The 15,679-nt window shown below is 72.1% G+C and carries 14 protein-coding genes; 6 read left to right on the forward strand and 8 right to left on the reverse strand.

Annotation, left to right across the window (positions count from 1 at the left end; all coding sequences use genetic code 11):
* Entirely contained in the window at positions 1 to 564 is a 564-nt protein-coding gene (locus ACIQGV_RS26245) for a hypothetical protein (RefSeq protein WP_402498161.1), read from the forward strand.
* Here ACIQGV_RS26245 and ACIQGV_RS26250 read toward each other — a convergent pair.
* Positions 557 to 1,075, reverse strand: coding sequence for a DUF2165 domain-containing protein (locus ACIQGV_RS26250; protein WP_402498163.1), 519 nt, complete (start codon positions 1,073 to 1,075; stop codon positions 557 to 559). The genes ACIQGV_RS26245 and ACIQGV_RS26250 overlap by 8 nt on opposite strands.
* Positions 1,076 to 1,410: 335 nt before the next feature.
* On the opposite strand from ACIQGV_RS26250, the gene ACIQGV_RS26255 reads away from it, so the two are divergent.
* Complete coding sequence (locus tag ACIQGV_RS26255) at positions 1,411 to 2,535, forward strand: ADP-ribosylglycohydrolase family protein (protein WP_402498166.1); 1,125 nt, start codon at positions 1,411 to 1,413, stop codon at positions 2,533 to 2,535.
* A 10-nt stretch (positions 2,536 to 2,545) separates the two neighbouring features.
* Here ACIQGV_RS26255 and ACIQGV_RS26260 read toward each other — a convergent pair whose 3' ends face one another.
* Positions 2,546 to 4,120, reverse strand: coding sequence for a sodium:solute symporter family protein (locus ACIQGV_RS26260; protein ID WP_402498168.1), 1,575 nt, complete (start codon positions 4,118 to 4,120; stop codon positions 2,546 to 2,548).
* Between the two features lie 125 nt (positions 4,121 to 4,245).
* Positions 4,246 to 5,031 (reverse strand): SDR family oxidoreductase, encoded by a 786-nt coding sequence (locus tag ACIQGV_RS26265; RefSeq protein WP_402498171.1) that lies wholly within the window; start codon positions 5,029 to 5,031, stop codon positions 4,246 to 4,248.
* Between the two features lie 76 nt (positions 5,032 to 5,107).
* On the opposite strand from ACIQGV_RS26265, the gene ACIQGV_RS26270 reads away from it, so the two are divergent.
* Entirely contained in the window at positions 5,108 to 5,947 is an 840-nt protein-coding gene (locus ACIQGV_RS26270; protein ID WP_402498174.1) for a hypothetical protein, read from the forward strand.
* Here the strand turns inward: ACIQGV_RS26270 and ACIQGV_RS26275 are convergent, their stop codons facing one another.
* Together ACIQGV_RS26275 and ACIQGV_RS26280 are read right to left on the reverse strand one after the other, a co-directional pair.
* On the reverse strand, positions 5,948 to 7,777 hold the full coding sequence (locus ACIQGV_RS26275) for an MFS transporter (protein WP_402498176.1): 1,830 nt from the start codon (positions 7,775 to 7,777) through the stop codon (positions 5,948 to 5,950).
* A 170-nt stretch (positions 7,778 to 7,947) separates the two neighbouring features.
* Positions 7,948 to 10,305, reverse strand: a complete 2,358-nt coding sequence (locus tag ACIQGV_RS26280) for a D-alanyl-D-alanine carboxypeptidase (RefSeq protein WP_402498178.1) — start codon at positions 10,303 to 10,305, stop codon at positions 7,948 to 7,950.
* 235 nt (positions 10,306 to 10,540) lie between these two features.
* Between ACIQGV_RS26280 and ACIQGV_RS26285 the strand changes: the two genes are divergently transcribed.
* The 3 genes from ACIQGV_RS26285 (at position 10,541) to ACIQGV_RS26295 (ending at position 12,832) form a co-directional block, all read left to right on the forward strand.
* Complete coding sequence (locus ACIQGV_RS26285; protein WP_402498181.1) at positions 10,541 to 11,290, forward strand: GPP34 family phosphoprotein; 750 nt, start codon at positions 10,541 to 10,543, stop codon at positions 11,288 to 11,290.
* Positions 11,291 to 11,579: 289 nt separating this feature from the next.
* On the forward strand, positions 11,580 to 12,437 hold the full coding sequence (locus ACIQGV_RS26290; protein ID WP_402498184.1) for a helix-turn-helix domain-containing protein: 858 nt from the start codon (positions 11,580 to 11,582) through the stop codon (positions 12,435 to 12,437).
* 203 nt (positions 12,438 to 12,640) lie between these two features.
* Entirely contained in the window at positions 12,641 to 12,832 is a 192-nt protein-coding gene (locus ACIQGV_RS26295; protein WP_402498187.1) for a DUF397 domain-containing protein, read from the forward strand.
* A gap of 155 nt (positions 12,833 to 12,987) precedes the next feature.
* On the opposite strand, the gene ACIQGV_RS26300 is transcribed toward ACIQGV_RS26295, so the two are convergent.
* The 3 genes from ACIQGV_RS26300 to ACIQGV_RS26310 form a co-directional block, all read right to left on the reverse strand.
* Complete coding sequence (locus tag ACIQGV_RS26300; protein ID WP_402498190.1) at positions 12,988 to 13,851, reverse strand: MerR family transcriptional regulator; 864 nt, start codon at positions 13,849 to 13,851, stop codon at positions 12,988 to 12,990.
* A 91-nt stretch (positions 13,852 to 13,942) separates the two neighbouring features.
* Positions 13,943 to 14,449, reverse strand: coding sequence for a glutathione peroxidase (locus tag ACIQGV_RS26305; RefSeq protein ID WP_402498193.1), 507 nt, complete (start codon positions 14,447 to 14,449; stop codon positions 13,943 to 13,945).
* A 196-nt stretch (positions 14,450 to 14,645) separates the two neighbouring features.
* Positions 14,646 to 15,614: an ArsR/SmtB family transcription factor gene (locus tag ACIQGV_RS26310; protein ID WP_402498196.1), complete on the reverse strand. Its 969-nt coding sequence runs from the start codon at positions 15,612 to 15,614 to the stop codon at positions 14,646 to 14,648.
* Positions 15,615 to 15,679: the final 65 nt, after the last annotated feature.

Below are 15,679 nucleotides of genomic sequence, written 5' to 3' on the forward strand. Positions count from 1 at the left end.
GTGTCTGCCCGACTGCCTTCATGGGTCTGGGTCACCGGACTGACCGCGGGCGCGGTCGCCGCCGTCGTCGTCCTCGGGGTGCGGGCCGACGAGGGCCCGCGCCCCGAGCCGACGGCGGCCCGGCCGAGCGCCTCGGTGTCCGCGAGTGCCTCGCCCCGGCCGAGCGCCTCGGTGCCGGCCCCGCCCGCCGCGCCGGCCGACTCCGGCACCGGGCGCCGGATCGTGTACTCGCTCGACCAGCGCCGGGTCTGGCTGGTGGACGCGAGCGACGCGGTGCGCACGTCCTTCACGGTCTGGCCGGGCACGGTCGCCCCCGATCCCGGCCGCTACACCGTCGGCACCCGCACCGAGACCACCACCGGCTCCGACGGGGTGCCCGTCGAGCACGTGGTCTACTTCGCCGACCAGGGGGGCATCAGCATCGGCTTCTCCAACGCGCTCGACGGGTCCTCCCCGCCGCCCGCGCAGGGCCGGCGGACGGGCGGCATCCGTGTGGCCAAGGAGGCGGGGGACGCGCTGTGGGCGTTCGCGACGGCGGGGACGGCCGTGCGCGTGGTCAGCTAGACGCCCCGCCCTCGTCCTCGACGGCGACCAGCTGGACCAGGAGCAGGACGACACCGCTCATCAGGAACACCCGGGTCGCCGCGTCCAGCCCGTTCCAGTCCTCCGACTGCCACATCGCGAACCACTCGCCGCCGATCCCGATGAACCCGGCGCCGAACAGCAGCATGAGCATCAGCAGCCCGTAGGTCGACAGCCGCCGGGCGAGCCCGTGCCGCCGGCGGACCCACAGCCAGGTCGCCGCGATCAGCACCAGCGCGGAGACCGTCTCCCAGGCGATGATCCCGACGTACGCGGCATCCTGGAGCGCCGTGCCGGTCACGGCTCTCCCCATCAGATCCTCGTCCTTGAACGTCGTGTCCATGGCCAGCACATGACGCACGAACTGCTGGTTGGAGTCGAAGTCGGTGATGTTCCCCAGCGCCACGAGGGCGATGTAGAGCGCGACCGTAGCGGTCAACACCCCTGCCGCCAGGGGCATTGCGCGGGGGTGAGGGGTTGTGTTTATGGACATGACAGCATCTTCCCCGATGCGGAGTTGTCCCTACCGGTCATAGACAGCCGAAGAGTTGACCGAACAGGCCCCTTGTCCCGCCGAAGAAGCGGGAGATCAGCCCGGTGATGCCGGCGTCCCTCGTCGGCCTCCGGCCGCTCGAGTGATCAACGGGCTCGTGGAGGGGCCCGCAGGGGAGAGGACCGACGGCCGGACGGCGGGTGGGACGAGCACCTGCACGGCCCCGTCGGCGAAGTGTTCACGCAGCTGACCGATTTGTCCCCTGAACCGACCGTTCCCGGTCGATTACAGTGCTGAGCTGTCGTGCATACGGACGGTGCCCCGGGGAGGTCTGGGTGGGTGCGGCAGCCGGGGGCGTGTGGGGTCGGGCCGAGCAGCAGGACTTCCGCAGCAGGGTGCGGGGGACGCTGCTGGGTGCCGCCGTGGGTGACGCGCTGGGCGCGCCCGTGGACGGGGCGGACCTGGACGGGATACGCGGGGAGCACGGACCCGACGGGGTGGTGGACCTGGTGCCCGCCCACGGGCGGCGCGGGGCGGTCACGCACCTCACCCAGCTCGGGCTGTTCACCGTCGACGGGCTGATACGGGCCCAGGTGCGGCGGGACACCGGGGCCTGGCATCCGCCGACCGATGTGCACCGGGCGTATCTGCGCTGGGCGGCCACCCAGCGCGACTGGGGACCCGACGAGCGCCGCAAGGACGACGGCTGGCTCGCCCGCGAGGAGTGGCTGTACACACGCCGCGGTCCGGCCCGCGCGCTGCTGCTCGGGCTCGGCGACGAGGTCATGGGGACCCTGGAGGCGCCGAAGAATCCGGCCGAGGCCGGGCCCGAGGCGGCCGCGCGTTCGGCCGGATTCGGACTGCTGGTCGGCTGGGAGCCGCAGCTCGTCCTCCAGCTCGCCCTGGAGTGCGCGGCCCAGACCCACGGACACCCCGCCGCCGGACTCGCCGCGGGCGCGTACGCCGTGATCGTGCACGCCCTCGCCCGCGGCGACAGCCTCGACGGAGCCGTGCAGCGCGCCATGGGGCTGCTCGCCGCCCGCCCGGGCCACGAGCAGGTCGACGAGGCGCTCCAGCGGGCGCTCGGCACGGTGCGCCAGGGCCTCCCGGGCCCGGCCCGGGTGGAGGAACTCGCCGGCGCGGGCACGGCCGAGCGGGTGCTGTCGGCCGCCGTCTACTGCGCCCTGGTCGCCGAGGACGTCCGTCACGGACTGCGCCTCGCGGTCAACCACGGCGGCCCCTCGGCCGCCACCTCCTGCCTCACCGGGGGGCTGCTCGGCGCCCTCCACGGCGAGACGGCCCTCCCGCCGGCCTGGCTGGCCGAACTGGAGGGCCGTCCCACCGTCCTGGAACTCGCGGACGACTTCGCGATGGAGATGACCCAGGGCCCCGCCCTGCACGGCCCCTCCGGCTCCTCGCCGGGCTGGCTGGCGAGATACCCCAGAGGCGGCCACGCCTAGGCGCCCTGTCTCACACGCCCTGTGACGGGCCCTTCGCCGGGTCGGTGACCGGGCCGCCCGCCTGGGCCGGGACGGCCGCCGCGCTGTCGCCGTCGGTGTTGACGCGCTCGATGACGGCGAGCCGCTCGGGGCTGTCCTCCGGCTTGACGAAGCCGATGACGATGTAGAGGACCAGCGACACCGCCAGCGGGATCGAGACCTGGTACTGGAGCGGGACCCCGCCGTCGATGTTCCAGCTGATCGGGTAGTTGACCAGCCAGAAGGCCAGCAGCCCCGCCGCCCAGCTGGTGAGCGCCGCCGTCGGTCCGGAGCGGCGGAAGGGCCGCAGCAGGCCGAGCATCATCGGGATCGCGATCGGTCCCATCAGGCCGGCCACCCACTTGATGACGACGGTGATGATGTCCTTGAACGCGGGCGAGTTGACCTGGGTGGCCACCGCCATCGACAGCGCCAGGAACACCACCGTCGTCAGCCGGGCCGCGATCAGCCCGCTGCGCTCGTTCCAGGCACGCGCCTTCGCGGACACCACCGGAGCCACGTCCCGGGTGAACACCGCGGCGATGGCGTTGGCGTCGGAGGAGCACATCGCCATGGTGTGCGAGAAGAACCCGACGATCACCAGGCCCAGCAGCCCGTGCGGCAGGAGCTGTTCGGTCATCAGGCCGTAGGAGTCCGAACCGTCCGGCTTCTGCGCCTCGACCAGCAGCGGTGACATCCACATGGGGAAGAACAGCACCAGCGGCCACACCAGCCACAGCACCGCCGACAGCCGCGCCGACCGCTCGGCCTCGCGCGGCGACGGGGTCGCCATGTAGCGCTGGGCCTGGTTGAGCATGCCGCCGTTGTACTCGAACAGCTTGATGAAGAGGAAGGCGAGCAGGAACACGGTCCCGTACGGTCCGACCAGCGGCTCGCCGTGTCCCTTCAGGGCGGGCTCGTCCCAGGCGCCGAAGAACCCGATGCCCTTGTCGTTCAGCTCCATGACCACCGCGACGAACATCGCGACACCGGCCAGCAGCTGGATGACGAACTGGCCCAGCTCGGTGAGCGCGTCGGCCCACAGGCCGCCGATCGTGCAGTAGACGCCGGTGATCACGCCGGTGATCAGGATGCCCTGGTTCAGGCTGACGCCCGTGAAGACCGACAGCAGCGTGGCGATCGCCGCCCACTTCGCCCCGACGTCCACGATCTTCAGCAGCATGCCCGACCAGGCCAGCGCCTGCTGGGTCCTGAGGTCGTAGCGGTTCTTCAGGTACTCCAGCGGGGAGGCCACATGGAGCCGGGAGCGCAGCCGGTTGATGCGCGGCGCGAACAGCTTCGACCCGACGGCGATGCCGAGGGCGATCGGGAAGGACCAGGTCACGAAGGACGTGACGCCGTAGGTGTAGGCGATGCCCGCGTAGCCGGTGAACATCACCGCGCTGTAGCCCGACATGTGGTGCGAGATGCCCGAGAGCCACCACGGCATCTTCCCGCCGGCGGTGAAGAAGTCGCTGACGTTGTCCACCCGCTTGTGCGACCAGACGCCGATGGCCACCATCACGCCGAAATAGCCGATGAGCACGGCCCAGTCCAGCCCGTTCATGCGTGTCCTCCCAGGGGTCGACCGGCGCTCATCGTGGGCGCTGCCGCGTGAGCACGACAAGTGAGCGTGAGGTCAAAGGGAGGTAAAATCATTCGTGATGATGGCTTCAGTTCATGGATGTGAACTCATCGCATCAGCTCCCCGGCGTTGACCAGCAATGACTGTCCGGTGATCGCACGGGCCCTGTCCGACGCCAGGAACACCGCCGCGTCGGCCACGTCCCCGTCCGTCGCCAGTTCCGGCAGTGCCATCCGTGAGGCCAGCCGCCCCAGCACCTCCTCCTCCGGCACGCCCTCCGTGTGCGCCGTGAACCGCACGTACGCCTGCACCGGCGGCCCCCACATCCACCCCGGCAGCACGGTGTTGACCCGGACCCGGTCCGGCCCCAGCTCCCTGGCCAGCGAGTACATCGCACTGGTCAGCGCCCCCTTCGACGCCGCGTACGCCGCCTGCCGCACCTGTGAGGGCGCGGCCACGGCCGACTGCGTCCCGATGATCACCACCGAGCCGCCGCGCGCCCGCAGCAGCGGCAGACAGGCCCGGGTCATCCGCAGCGTCCCCAGCAGATTGACGTCGATCACCTTCTGCCAGGTCGTGAAGTCCGCGTCCGCGAGCCCGCCGAAGTGGCCGTCCCAGGCGGCCACGTGGACCACCGCGTCGATCCGCCCGAACCGTGCCCGCGCCAGCTCGGCCAGCGCCTCGCACTGCCCCTCGTCGGTGATGTCCGTCGCCCGGTACGCCGTGCGCGCCCCGTCCGGGTCGACCTCGGCGGCGCAGGCCGCGAGGTTCGCCTCCGTCCGCGCCCCCAGCACGGCGTTCCCGCCGTCCCGCACCACCGCCGCCGCGACCTGGTGCCCGAGCCCGGCCCCGACCCCCGAGACGACGACGGTCCTGCCCGTGAGCAGCGGCATGAGAGCCCTCCCTCGCTCTGGCGCATCACCTGACGGTCCGTCAGAGTATGGGCGACCGAAGGAAAGGGGAACGGGCATGAGCGACGACACCCGCAGCGATCTCTACGCCGAACTGGCCTCCGCCGGCCCCTACGGCGTCCGCCCCGGCCACGCCCTGATCACCATGGTCGAGCCGCACCCGGGCCACGAGTACGCCTACAACCGCTGGTACGAGGACGACCACTACTACGCCGGAGCCATGGCCATGCCCTGGATGTACGCGGGGCGCCGCTGGGTCGCCACCCGGGACCTCCAGCTCCTGCGCTACCCGGAGCGGTCGGCGGTGGCCCGCCCGGTCACCGCCGGCTGCTACCTCTCCACGTACTGGATCACCGCGGGCCGCTACGACGACCACATGCGCTGGACCGTCGCGATCAACAAGCGCCTCAACCGCGACGCCCGCGTCTACCGCGACCGCACCCACGTCTTCACCGCGTTCCAGGACCACGAGGCGACCGTCTACCGCGACGGCGCCGCGGGCCCCCGGGACCTCCACGCACTGGACCACCCCTACGAGGGACTGGTCCTCCAGGTGACCGACGCCGTGACGGCCGAGGCCCGCCCCGAACTGCTGCGGCTGCTGACCGCCCGTGGTCTGCCCCGGCGTCTCGCGGGCTCACCCGCCGCCATGGTCACCGTCTTCCGGCCCACCCCGCTGCCCGGCGACCGCATGACCTACGTGAAGCAGGTCGAGGGCACGGACACCCGGCTGACCCTGCTGTGGTTCCTCCAGGCCGATCCGCGGGCCTGCTGGAAGGAGCACTTCACCGGCCTGGACGAGGAGATCGCCGCGACCGGGCTCGGGCGGGTGGAACTGGTCGCCCCGTTCGTGCCGACCGTGCCCGGCACCGACACCCATGTCGACCGGCTCCGCTGATCAGCGCAGCTCCTCCGGGCAGGGCGTGCCGCGTGGCAGCTCGTAGGGCGAGGCCAGGCGGTAGGTGCCCGCCCGCGGCGCCAGCAGCTCGGTCCACTTGACGCCGAGCTCGTCCTCCTCGGTGTCCATCAGACAGCCGGCGACGTTCTCGTACGTCTTCGGCGTGCCCTCGGCCCGGTCCTCGGAGGCCCCCGTCTCCCGGGGCGGCTCCACCCCCTTGCCGTCGGCGTCGACCAGCTTCAGCCAGGGCGAGTAGGGGACCCGGATGAGGATCCGGCCCGGCTCCGACACCTTCAGCGTCATCTCGCCCTGGTCGGCCCGCTCCACCGTGGCCGGCGGGTCCGCGAGCGGAGTCGGGTCGGTCACCACGAACAGCTGCCAGTTGGCGTCGCCCCACACCTGCCGCAGATACGGCAGCCCCCGCTGCACCAGCTCCCGCTCCCGCTCGGCGCCCGGTCCGTCCGGATCGTCCTTGGGCAGCACCACGTAGTGCACCGCCCAGCGGCCCAGCCACTCGTGGTAGTTCGCCGAGTTCAGGGTGTCGTCGTAGAAGAGCGGGTTGCGCTCCATGTCGGCCTGGCGGTTCCAGCCGCGGGCCAGGTTCACGTACGGCGCGAGCGCGGACGCCTCGCGGTGCGAGCGGGCCGGGACGACCTCCACCCGGCCCTGGTCGGCACCGACCTCCTGGAGCTCGTTGACCAGCGGCGCCAGCTCGCGCGCCCAGGACGCGGCCGGGGTGGTGTGGATGATGTCGTCGACCGTCTTGAAGCCGATCCACCCGGTGAACCCGGCGAACGCGACGACGATCACGTACCACTTGCGCGAGCGCGGCACCGCGAACGGCAGGGCCGCGACCAGGGCCACCCCCGCGAACAGCATCGCCAGACGCGTGACGTTGGAGCCGATCTGCGAGCTGATCAGCCACACCAGCAGCACCGCGGTCCCGTACACCGCCGCCGTGATCCGTACGGTCTTCCAGTCGCGGGGGACGACCACGAGGACGACGACCGCGAACAGCAGCGGCAGGACGGCCGAGGCGAACGACATCGGCTGGGTGCCGGAGAACGGGAACGCCCACGCGGACACCGCCACCACCGCGGTCGGCCCGAGCCCCAGCGCCCAGGCGCCCGGCAGCCGCTTCTGGAGGAACAGCGCCGCCGCGATCAGCCCCACGAACAGTCCCGCGACCGGCGAGGACATCGTGGCGAGCGCCGCCAGCGGGGCCGCGCACAGCGCCTTCGCCCATCGCTTGTAGCGCCACTTGTACGGCCAGCAGAACACCACCGCGACCGCGCCGAGCGCGAACATCGTGCCCAGGCCGAAGGTGACCCGGCCCGAGATCGCGTTGCACAGGAGGGCGAACACGCCCGCGAGGGAGGCCCACAGGGGATTGCGGACCGCGCGGCTGCGCATCAGCAGCAGCGTCAGCAGACCCGCCGACACCGTCCCGGCGATCATCATCGTCGTCCGGACGCCGAGCACCGACATCAGATACGGCGACACCACGCTGTACGACACCGGGTGCATACCGCCGTACCAGGCGAGGTTGTACGCCGAGGCGGGGTGGCGGCCGACGAACTCCGTCCAGGCGTCCTGCGCCGCGAGGTCGCCGCCGCTGTTCGCGAAGGTGAAGAACCACACGATGTGCAGGACGCCCGCGAGGGCCGTGAAGGCGAGGACAGGGTGACGCAGGAAGACCTCACGGGCGGCGAACACGGCCCGCCGGAGGCCGGAGCCCTCGGACCCCTCAGACGCGGACAGCGGTATTCGCGGGCCGGTGTCCGGGTCCGTACCCGTGTCGTCGGCGCGTGTCGGCTCCGCAGTGACCACCTGAAGGCACTCCCCGTGTCCTGTCTTCTGCTGTCGGCCGCGAGTTCCCGCGGGCTTCACGGCCATGTCCTCATGACCGGCGACCTTGTCCCGTTTCGGGACGCTAGCACGCGGCCCGCCGACGTCACCCGGGGCGGGTGCCGAGGCGGGCCGCGGTGAGCGGGCGCGGATCAGGAGATACGCGTCAGCTTGTCCGTCCAGGCCGGTTCGGCCAGGTCGCCCTGCAGGGCGACCGGCACCTTGACGGCCCCGGCCGTGCCGCCGTCGCCGACCGTGAGCGTGCCGACCCTGGTGCCGGCCTTCGCGGTGTGCGGCACCTCGTCGGCGGCGAAGTCCAGCTCCACCTTCAGGCCGGCCCAGCCGACCGCGGTGACGTCCTTCGTCACGACGACCGGGGTGCGGCCGCCGAGGCCGTCGTCCACGTAGCCGACGACGTCGCCCTTCTTCAGGATCGCCGCCGACCTCAGACGCTCCTGCGCGGCCCGGATCAGCTTGTCGCCCGCGGACAGCGCGCCCTGCAGGATGGTGTTGTCGAAGCCGCCCGGGGGCTGCCGCACGACGGCGCCGACGATGGTCCGCGTCTCGCCGTCGATCTCCTTCTTCGCGGCGAAGACCAGGTTGCCGAGCGCCGAGGTGGTGGTGCCGGTCTTGATGCCGACGACGTCGTTCCTGCCGACCAGCTGGTTCCAGTTGGGGTGCTTGTCGCCCTTGTAGTCGATGTACTCCATCATCGCCGCGACCTCGCGGAAGGCGGGCTCCTTCATCGCGGCCTTGGCGAGCTTCACCTGGTCCACGGCCGTGGAGACGGTGGTGTCGTTCAGCCCCGAGGGGTCGGTGTACGTCGTGTTCGTCATGCCGAGGTCCTCGGCGGCGGCGTTCATCTTCGCCACGAACGCCTTCTCCGAGCCGGCGTCCCAGCGGGCGAGCAGCCGGGCCACGTTGTTCGCCGAGGCGATCAGGATGCCCTCCAGGGCCTCGCGCTGGGAGATCGAGTCGCCGGCCGTCACCTTCACGGTCGACTCCTGACCCGCCACCGACTGGTCCTCGGCGGCCTGGTCGATCTCGATCATCGGGCCCTCGGCGCCGCTCTTCAGCGGGTGGTCGCGCAGGACCAGGTACGCCGTCATGACCTTGGCGACGCTGGCGATCGGCACGGGCTTCTGCTCACCGGAGGAGCCGAAGGAGCCGATGCCCTGGACGTCCAGCGCGGCCTGGCCGTCCTCGGGCCAGGGCATGTCGGCGAGGTCGCCGTCGAAGGTGAAGCTGTCCTTCGCGGTCAGCGTCAGCTCGGGGGCCGGGAGCGGACGCAGCGACTGTGCGACCGCGAAGGCGACGATGAGGAGGAGGACCAGGGGGGTCCAGATCTTCACGCGCCGGGCCGCCGTGCGCAGAGGGGTCTGCGGGGGCGGCGGCGTGTTCGTCAGCTCGGCGAGGAGGTCGAGCGGGGGCTTGGGCGGAAGGGGCTGCTGGGTGGTGCGCTCCAGGGGGACGAACTTGCTGGGGCGCTCCGCTGCGGGTGCGGGTGCGGGTGCGGGTGCGGGGGTGGAGGGTGCGGGCTCGGGCTCGGGCTTGGGCTCGGGGGCCTTGGTCGCCCCGGCCCCACCCAGCTTGAGCATGGTGGTGGGCTGGTCGACGGCCGGCTTGGGCCGGGGAGCCTTGAAGACGGCGGTGGGCTGGTCGACGCCCGTGCCTCCGGCGGGCTGCGGCTCGTCGTCGTCGGCCTCGGCTTCGCCTCCGGCCTTCGTCTTCCCGTCCGCACCACCCGTGCTGCTCTCGTCGTCGGCTGCGGGTGGCCCCTGCGGGTCGTCCTCGCCGTCGGCGTCCGCGGCGTCCGCGGCGTCCGCGGCGTCCGCGGCGTCCGCGGCGTCCGCGGCGTCCGCGGCGTCCGCGGCGTCCGACTCCGCCTCGGCTTCGCCGTCGGTGTCCTCGGCCTCCGACTCCGTCTCGGCCTCCGCCTCCGCCTCCGACTCCGACTCCGACTCCGTCTCGGCCTCCGCCTCCGACTCCGACTCCGACTCCGTGTCGGCTTCGGCTTCCGTCTCGCCTTCGGCGTCCGGGGTGTCGGCCTCGGGGGCCTCCTCGGGCTCCGTGGTCGCCTCAGGGTGCTCCTCGGGCTCCTCGGCGGCCTCGGGCCCGTCCGGGGCCCCGGTGGCCGCCTCGGGCTCCTCAGGGGCCTCAGGGGCCTCAGAGGGCTCGGCGGCCTCTTCCGCCGGCTCCTCGGCCGGCTTCTCGCCCTTGGTCACCCAGGCGGCGACCGCGGCCCGCAGACGGGCGTCGTCGTCCCGCTTGCCGCCGGCGTCGGAGCCGGTCTCCTCCTCCGGGGCCGCCTCGGCGGACTTCTTCGGGACGGAGAAGACCTTCGTCGCCGTGTCGGAGCCGGGTCCGGAGCCGGAGCCGCCTCCGCGGGCGACCGCCAGACGGGGATCCCGGGACTCGCTCCGGGCTTCGGGAACCGGACCCGCGCTCCCCGACGTCGGTTCTGCCGACGACTCGCGCTGCTTCGACCTGTCGGGGGACTCGCCCGCCACCGATGCCTCCTCCGTGCCGCACGCACTCCGTGCGTCCTGCTGAACCGTGAACCGCCGCCCGGACCCTTGTCCACACCGCTGTCCGAACCATGTACCAGTGTCCTGTGTGCGGGCCTGACCGACGTGGTAGACGAGAACGACATACCTGCCGGTTCCCTCACAAACAGGTCACGCACCCTCGACAGACCAATGTGAGAGGGGTCACCCTGTCATTCATCCACGCGGGGAGGCATGGATGGGCAGGAGCCGCAGAACAATTCCGGAGGAGCTTCTGCTGCTGGCACTGGACCCGGCCACGGGTACCACTGCACAGCCGCAGTCGCTCGACCTCGGTCTGGCCGGAGCGCAGCTAGTGGAGCTGGCGCTGGCCGGACGGATAGCCCCAGACGGGGATCGTATCGCCGTGGTGTCCCCACGGCCGACTGGAGATCCGACACTGGACTGCGCGCTGGAGCTGCTGCGAAGGCGCGGCGCTCCGGTTCGGGCCGTCCACTGGATCGGCGGGCCGCGTCTCGGGCTCCGCCAGACCTACCTCTCGCATCTGGAGCGGTGCGGCATGGTGCATGCCGTGGCGGGCCAGATGTGCGGAGTGCTGCCGACGACTCGCTACCAGGCGACGGACACGGCGATCAGCCGGGAGATCAGGGCCCGGCTGGACTCCGCGATCCGCACCGGCGTTCCGCCGGACCCGCGGACCGCGGCGCTCGCCGCCCTGGCCCACGCGGTCGGGCTCGGCAAGCACCTGTATCCGGGCAACGAGGGCCGTTCCTCGCGCTCCCGGCTGCGGGATCTGATCCGGCACGACCCCATGGGCGGACTCGTGGCGCACGCCGTCATGGACGTCCAGAACGGCGTAGGCGCACAACCGCGCCGCAATCCGGCCCAGGCCGGCCGCCAGCCCGCCGGACCCAGGGCGGCGGAACCCGCCCACGGTGTTCCGGTGCAGCCGCGCCACAGCCCCATGGCGCGTGCCGTGGCCCACTGAGCCGCAGTTCCACGGCAGTACGGCGACCCGGTGTCGCCGTGCGCCGCGTCCGCACCGCCGCACGACCCCGAAGCCCGGTCACGGGAGCCGCTGTTCGAGCGGGGTGGCACGACCGCACGGTCGTGCCACCCCGCTCGACCGTGTCCGGATCGCGCTGTCCGGCGTTCACCGGCGTGCACCTGGCGCATATCCCCCGTTTCCCAGCGGTAGTAAGCACCTTGGTGGCAGTCTGCTGAACAGCAGATACGCAAAGTGTCGGATACAGGCATCAGCCGGAGGTGCACGTCCCGTGGCGTCCAATGTCAATCCCACCGTCAGACGGCGCCGACTGGGCCAGGAGCTGCGCCGCCTCCGTGAGCTCAAGGGCATGACGGCCGAAGAGGTGGCCGAGCGGCTGCTGGTGTCGCAGTCGAAGATCAGCCGTCTGGAGAACGGCCGGCGCAGTATCAGCCAGCGCGACGTCCGCGATCTGTGCGGGGTCTACGAGGTCGAGGACCAGCGCGTCGTCGACTCGCTGATGCAGATGGCCAAGGACTCGCGCCAGCAGGGCTGGTGGCACGCCTTCGGTGACGTCCCCTACAGCGTCTACATCGGCCTGGAGACCGACGCGGCGAGCCTGCGCGTGTACGACCCGCAGGTCGTGCCCGGCCTGCTGCAGACCCGCAGTTACGCCGAGGCCCTGATCGCGGGTGCGCTGCCGGAGGCCGCACCGGCCGACATCGAGCGGCGCGTCCAGGTGCGCATGCGCAGGCAGGAACGTATTTCCGCGGTCGAGAACCCGCTCAGGCTGTGGGCCGTGATCGACGAGGCGGTGCTGCGCCGCGAGGTCGGCAACCGGCAGGTGATGATCGAGCAGCTGGAGCATCTGCTGGAGATGGTGCAACTGCCGCACGTCACCGTGCAGGTGATCCCTTTCTCCATGGGTGCCCATCCGGGCGTGAGCGGCCAGTACGCCGTCCTGGAGTTCCCCGACGCGGCCGACTCGACGGTGGTCTACATCGAGGGCGTCACCAGCGACCTGTACCTGGAGAAGGCGCAGGACGTGTCCAAGTACAGCGTGATGTACGAGCACTTGAGGGCGCAGGCGCTGAACGTCGAGCAGACGCGGGAGTTCATCGCGAAGGCCGCCAAGGACTACGCGAGCTGAGGCCCTGCCGAGCCCCCTCTGGACGTGAAGGGCCGGACAGTACACCGGCGCACGACCGATAGGGAAGTCCCTCTGGAATATGTCATCCGGTCGGGTGAATGCTTGCTCCGGACGATGGAGTTGGCGAGTAGCGTCGATCACGCCAATCAAGCACGAAGGTTGGCGCGAATTCAGCAACTCAGCAACTGGCTACCGGAGCGAAAATGGCAATCAAGCAGGGTGCGACGGACATGTGGGTCAAGTCGTCCTACTCCCAGGGCAACGGCGCGTGCGTCGAGGTCAAGTCCCCCGTCCCGTCCGCGCTGGCCGTGCGTGACTCCAAGGTCACCGACGGGCCGACCCTCGACTTCCCCGCCGCCGCGTGGCAGGCGTTCGTGACGTCGGTCAAGGCGTGAGGGGAGGACCTTCCTGATCCTCGGCCGATGCCGCCCACACAACTCGACAAGCACCAGTGAAGAGCCCTCTCGACCAGCTCGCCGTCCTTGCCGAGGGGGCTCGGCTTGTGCCCGGCGCCGCACGGATCCGCTCCGTCCGGCGCCGGGCGTCTGTCTCAGCCCGTCTGCGCCCGCACCGGGAACGCCACGTCGCACACGGGGTCCTCGGGTCCGGCCGCGTCCCAGTCGGCGAAGTAGATCTCGCGGCACGGACCGTCGTACGTCAGGCCCTCCCGCTCCAGCCACTCCTCCACGGCCTCGAAGGCCGCCAGGATCTGCGGGAACGCCACCTGCGCCTTGGCGACGCGGGTGAAGGCCAGACGCCGGGCGGGCTCCACCCGCACCTGCATCTGCCGCTCCCGGCCGTGGGCCGCAGCCCACGCCCGGGCGGCGGCCTCGTCGGCGACCGGCACGCACGCCTCCACCGGGCCGTCGCTCTCCGTGGACACCTCGGAGTGGTAGACGACGAAGGGCGCGCCAGGCACGCCTCCGCAGGTCCCGGCGGCCTCCTCCAGCCGGGCCAGCGACGCCGCGATCCAGGCGGGCAGTTCCTCGCTCAGCACATGCCGGGACTCGGTGATCACCAGCTGGGCCGGCACCTCGACCGTCTCGACCGTGAACTTTCCGTACATCTCGGAGCTCCTCCCCGAAAGCCGTCCACGGAGGAAGCCGACCAGCGTCCGCTGCGCGGCCAGCCGCGCCTCCACGTCCGCCCAGTACGCGTCGAGCAGCCCGGCGGCCTCGTCGCCGTGCGCGTCGGCGATCCCGGCGATCCGCGCGAGCGGCATGTCCAGCCGGCGCAGCAGCACCACCAGCCGGGCCCGCTCCACCTGGTCCGCCCGGTAGTGGCGGTAGCCGGTCGCGGGGTCCACGTGCGCGGGGGACAGCAGCCCCAGCCGGTCGTACAGCCGCAGCGCCTTGGCCGACAGCCGGGCGCGGGCGGCGAACGCGCCGATGGTCAGAGTCGCGTCGTCGTCCATCTCACGCAGCCTCGTCCTCCGTCACCGGACGGCCTGTTCCGCCCGGCGACCAGGACGCTCCGCCCTGCCCCAGGGGCAAGGTCAAGGGGCCTCAGCCGAGCGCCTTCTCCACGGCGGCGACGACGTCGGCCGACTCCGGCTCGGTCTGCGGGGAGAACCGGGCGACGACCTGGCCGTCCCGCCCGATCAGGAACTTCTCGAAGTTCCAGCGGATGTCGCCGGTGTGGCCCTCGGCGTCGGCGAACCCGACCAGCCGCTCGTACAGCGGGTGCCGTCCCTCCCCGTTGACCTCGACCTTCTCGGTCATCGGGAACGTCACCCCGTACGTCGCCGAGCAGAACTCGGCGATCTCCTCCGCCGAACCCGGCTCCTGGCCGAGGAACTGGTTGCAGGGCACGCCGAGCACGGTGAAGCCCTGTGCCGCGTACCGCTCCTGAAGCCGCTCCAGCCCGCTGTACTGCGGGGTCAGCCCGCACTTGGACGCCACGTTCACGACGAGGACGGCCCGGCCGGTGTAGGAGGCCAGATCCGCGGAGCCGCCGGCGAGGGCCCCTATCTCGACGCCGAGGGGGGAGGTGCCGTTGAGGTCAGTAGTCATGGTGCGGATGCTAACGCCGCGAGATGAATCGCCCCTTTCAGGGGGTGCGGGGCCGTATCGCGGCATGCGGCCCCGCCGCGCGGGCGCGAGGAGCGACGGCGGCCCGCGGACGGCGACGGACGGCGACGGAAGGTGACGGGTGGCGACGGACGGCGACGGAAGGTGACGGGTGGCGACGGACGGCGACGTACGGTGACTACGCCCCGCCGGCCCCGCGCACCAGCACGTCCCCCACCGCCGTACGCGAGTACAGCACCGACCTCCCCGCCCGGCGCCGCTCCACCAGACCGGAGCCGAGCAGCACCCGAAGATGCCGCCCCACCGACCCCAGCCCCTGCCCCGTCACGGCGACCAGTTGCGTCGTCGACAGCGGAGACGCCAGCAGCACGAGCACGGCCGCCCGGGAGGACCCCAGCAGCGCGCCCAGTCCCGCGGGCACGGGCACCCGGCCGCCGTCCCCGGCGAGGACACCCGAGGCCGGGTAGACGACGGCGTACCGTGACCGCTCCTCCCAGGAGACCCAGCCCGCGCGCGGGGTCACCGGTACGAACACCAGCTCGGCCCCGGCGATCGCGCGCGGCGGATACTCGTGCCCGTTGACCTGGAGCCGGCTGTCGCCGAGCCAGCGCGTGCCGGGCCGCAGGGCGTCCAGCACGGCCGCCCAGCCGCCCCGGCTCACCTGGGCGGTCCGGGCCACCACGTCGGCCTCCAGCACCCGTCTGCGCCGCTCCCAGTCGGGGCGTACGGTCTCGTGCCACACGTACTCCAGGAGTTCGGCGGCCCGCTGCGGCAGGTCGTCGCGCTCCAGCGCGGCGGGCAGCGGCCCGGCGAGGGCCGTGCGCAGATGGGCACGGGCGTCCCCGGGGCGGGCCGCCCGTACGCGCGCCACCTCCGCCTCGAAGGGCTCGCCGCCCCTCGGCGTCGGCGTGAGGAAGTCGGCGATCCACTCCCGGCCGAGCCCGGAGCGCACCAGCAGCGCGGAGACGGGGTCGGCCGCGAGCCGGGCGCGGTAGCCCGGGAGACGGCGGCGCAGCCACTCCCGCTCACCCGGATGCGAGGCCGTGCCCGCGTGGAGCAGCTTCAGGCCCGCGAAGGTCTCGGCGAGCGGCGAGAGCACGAAGCGGCTGCCCGCGAGCGTGTCGGCGTCGACCTGCCACCAGCCCATCGGACCCCCCTCCGGCACGGACGTTTCGCGGCACCGCGAAACAGTAACGGCGGCCGCACGGCCCG

This window comes from Streptomyces sp. NPDC093094, assembly GCF_044754345.1.
GTDB lineage: Bacteria > Actinomycetota > Actinomycetes > Streptomycetales > Streptomycetaceae > Streptomyces.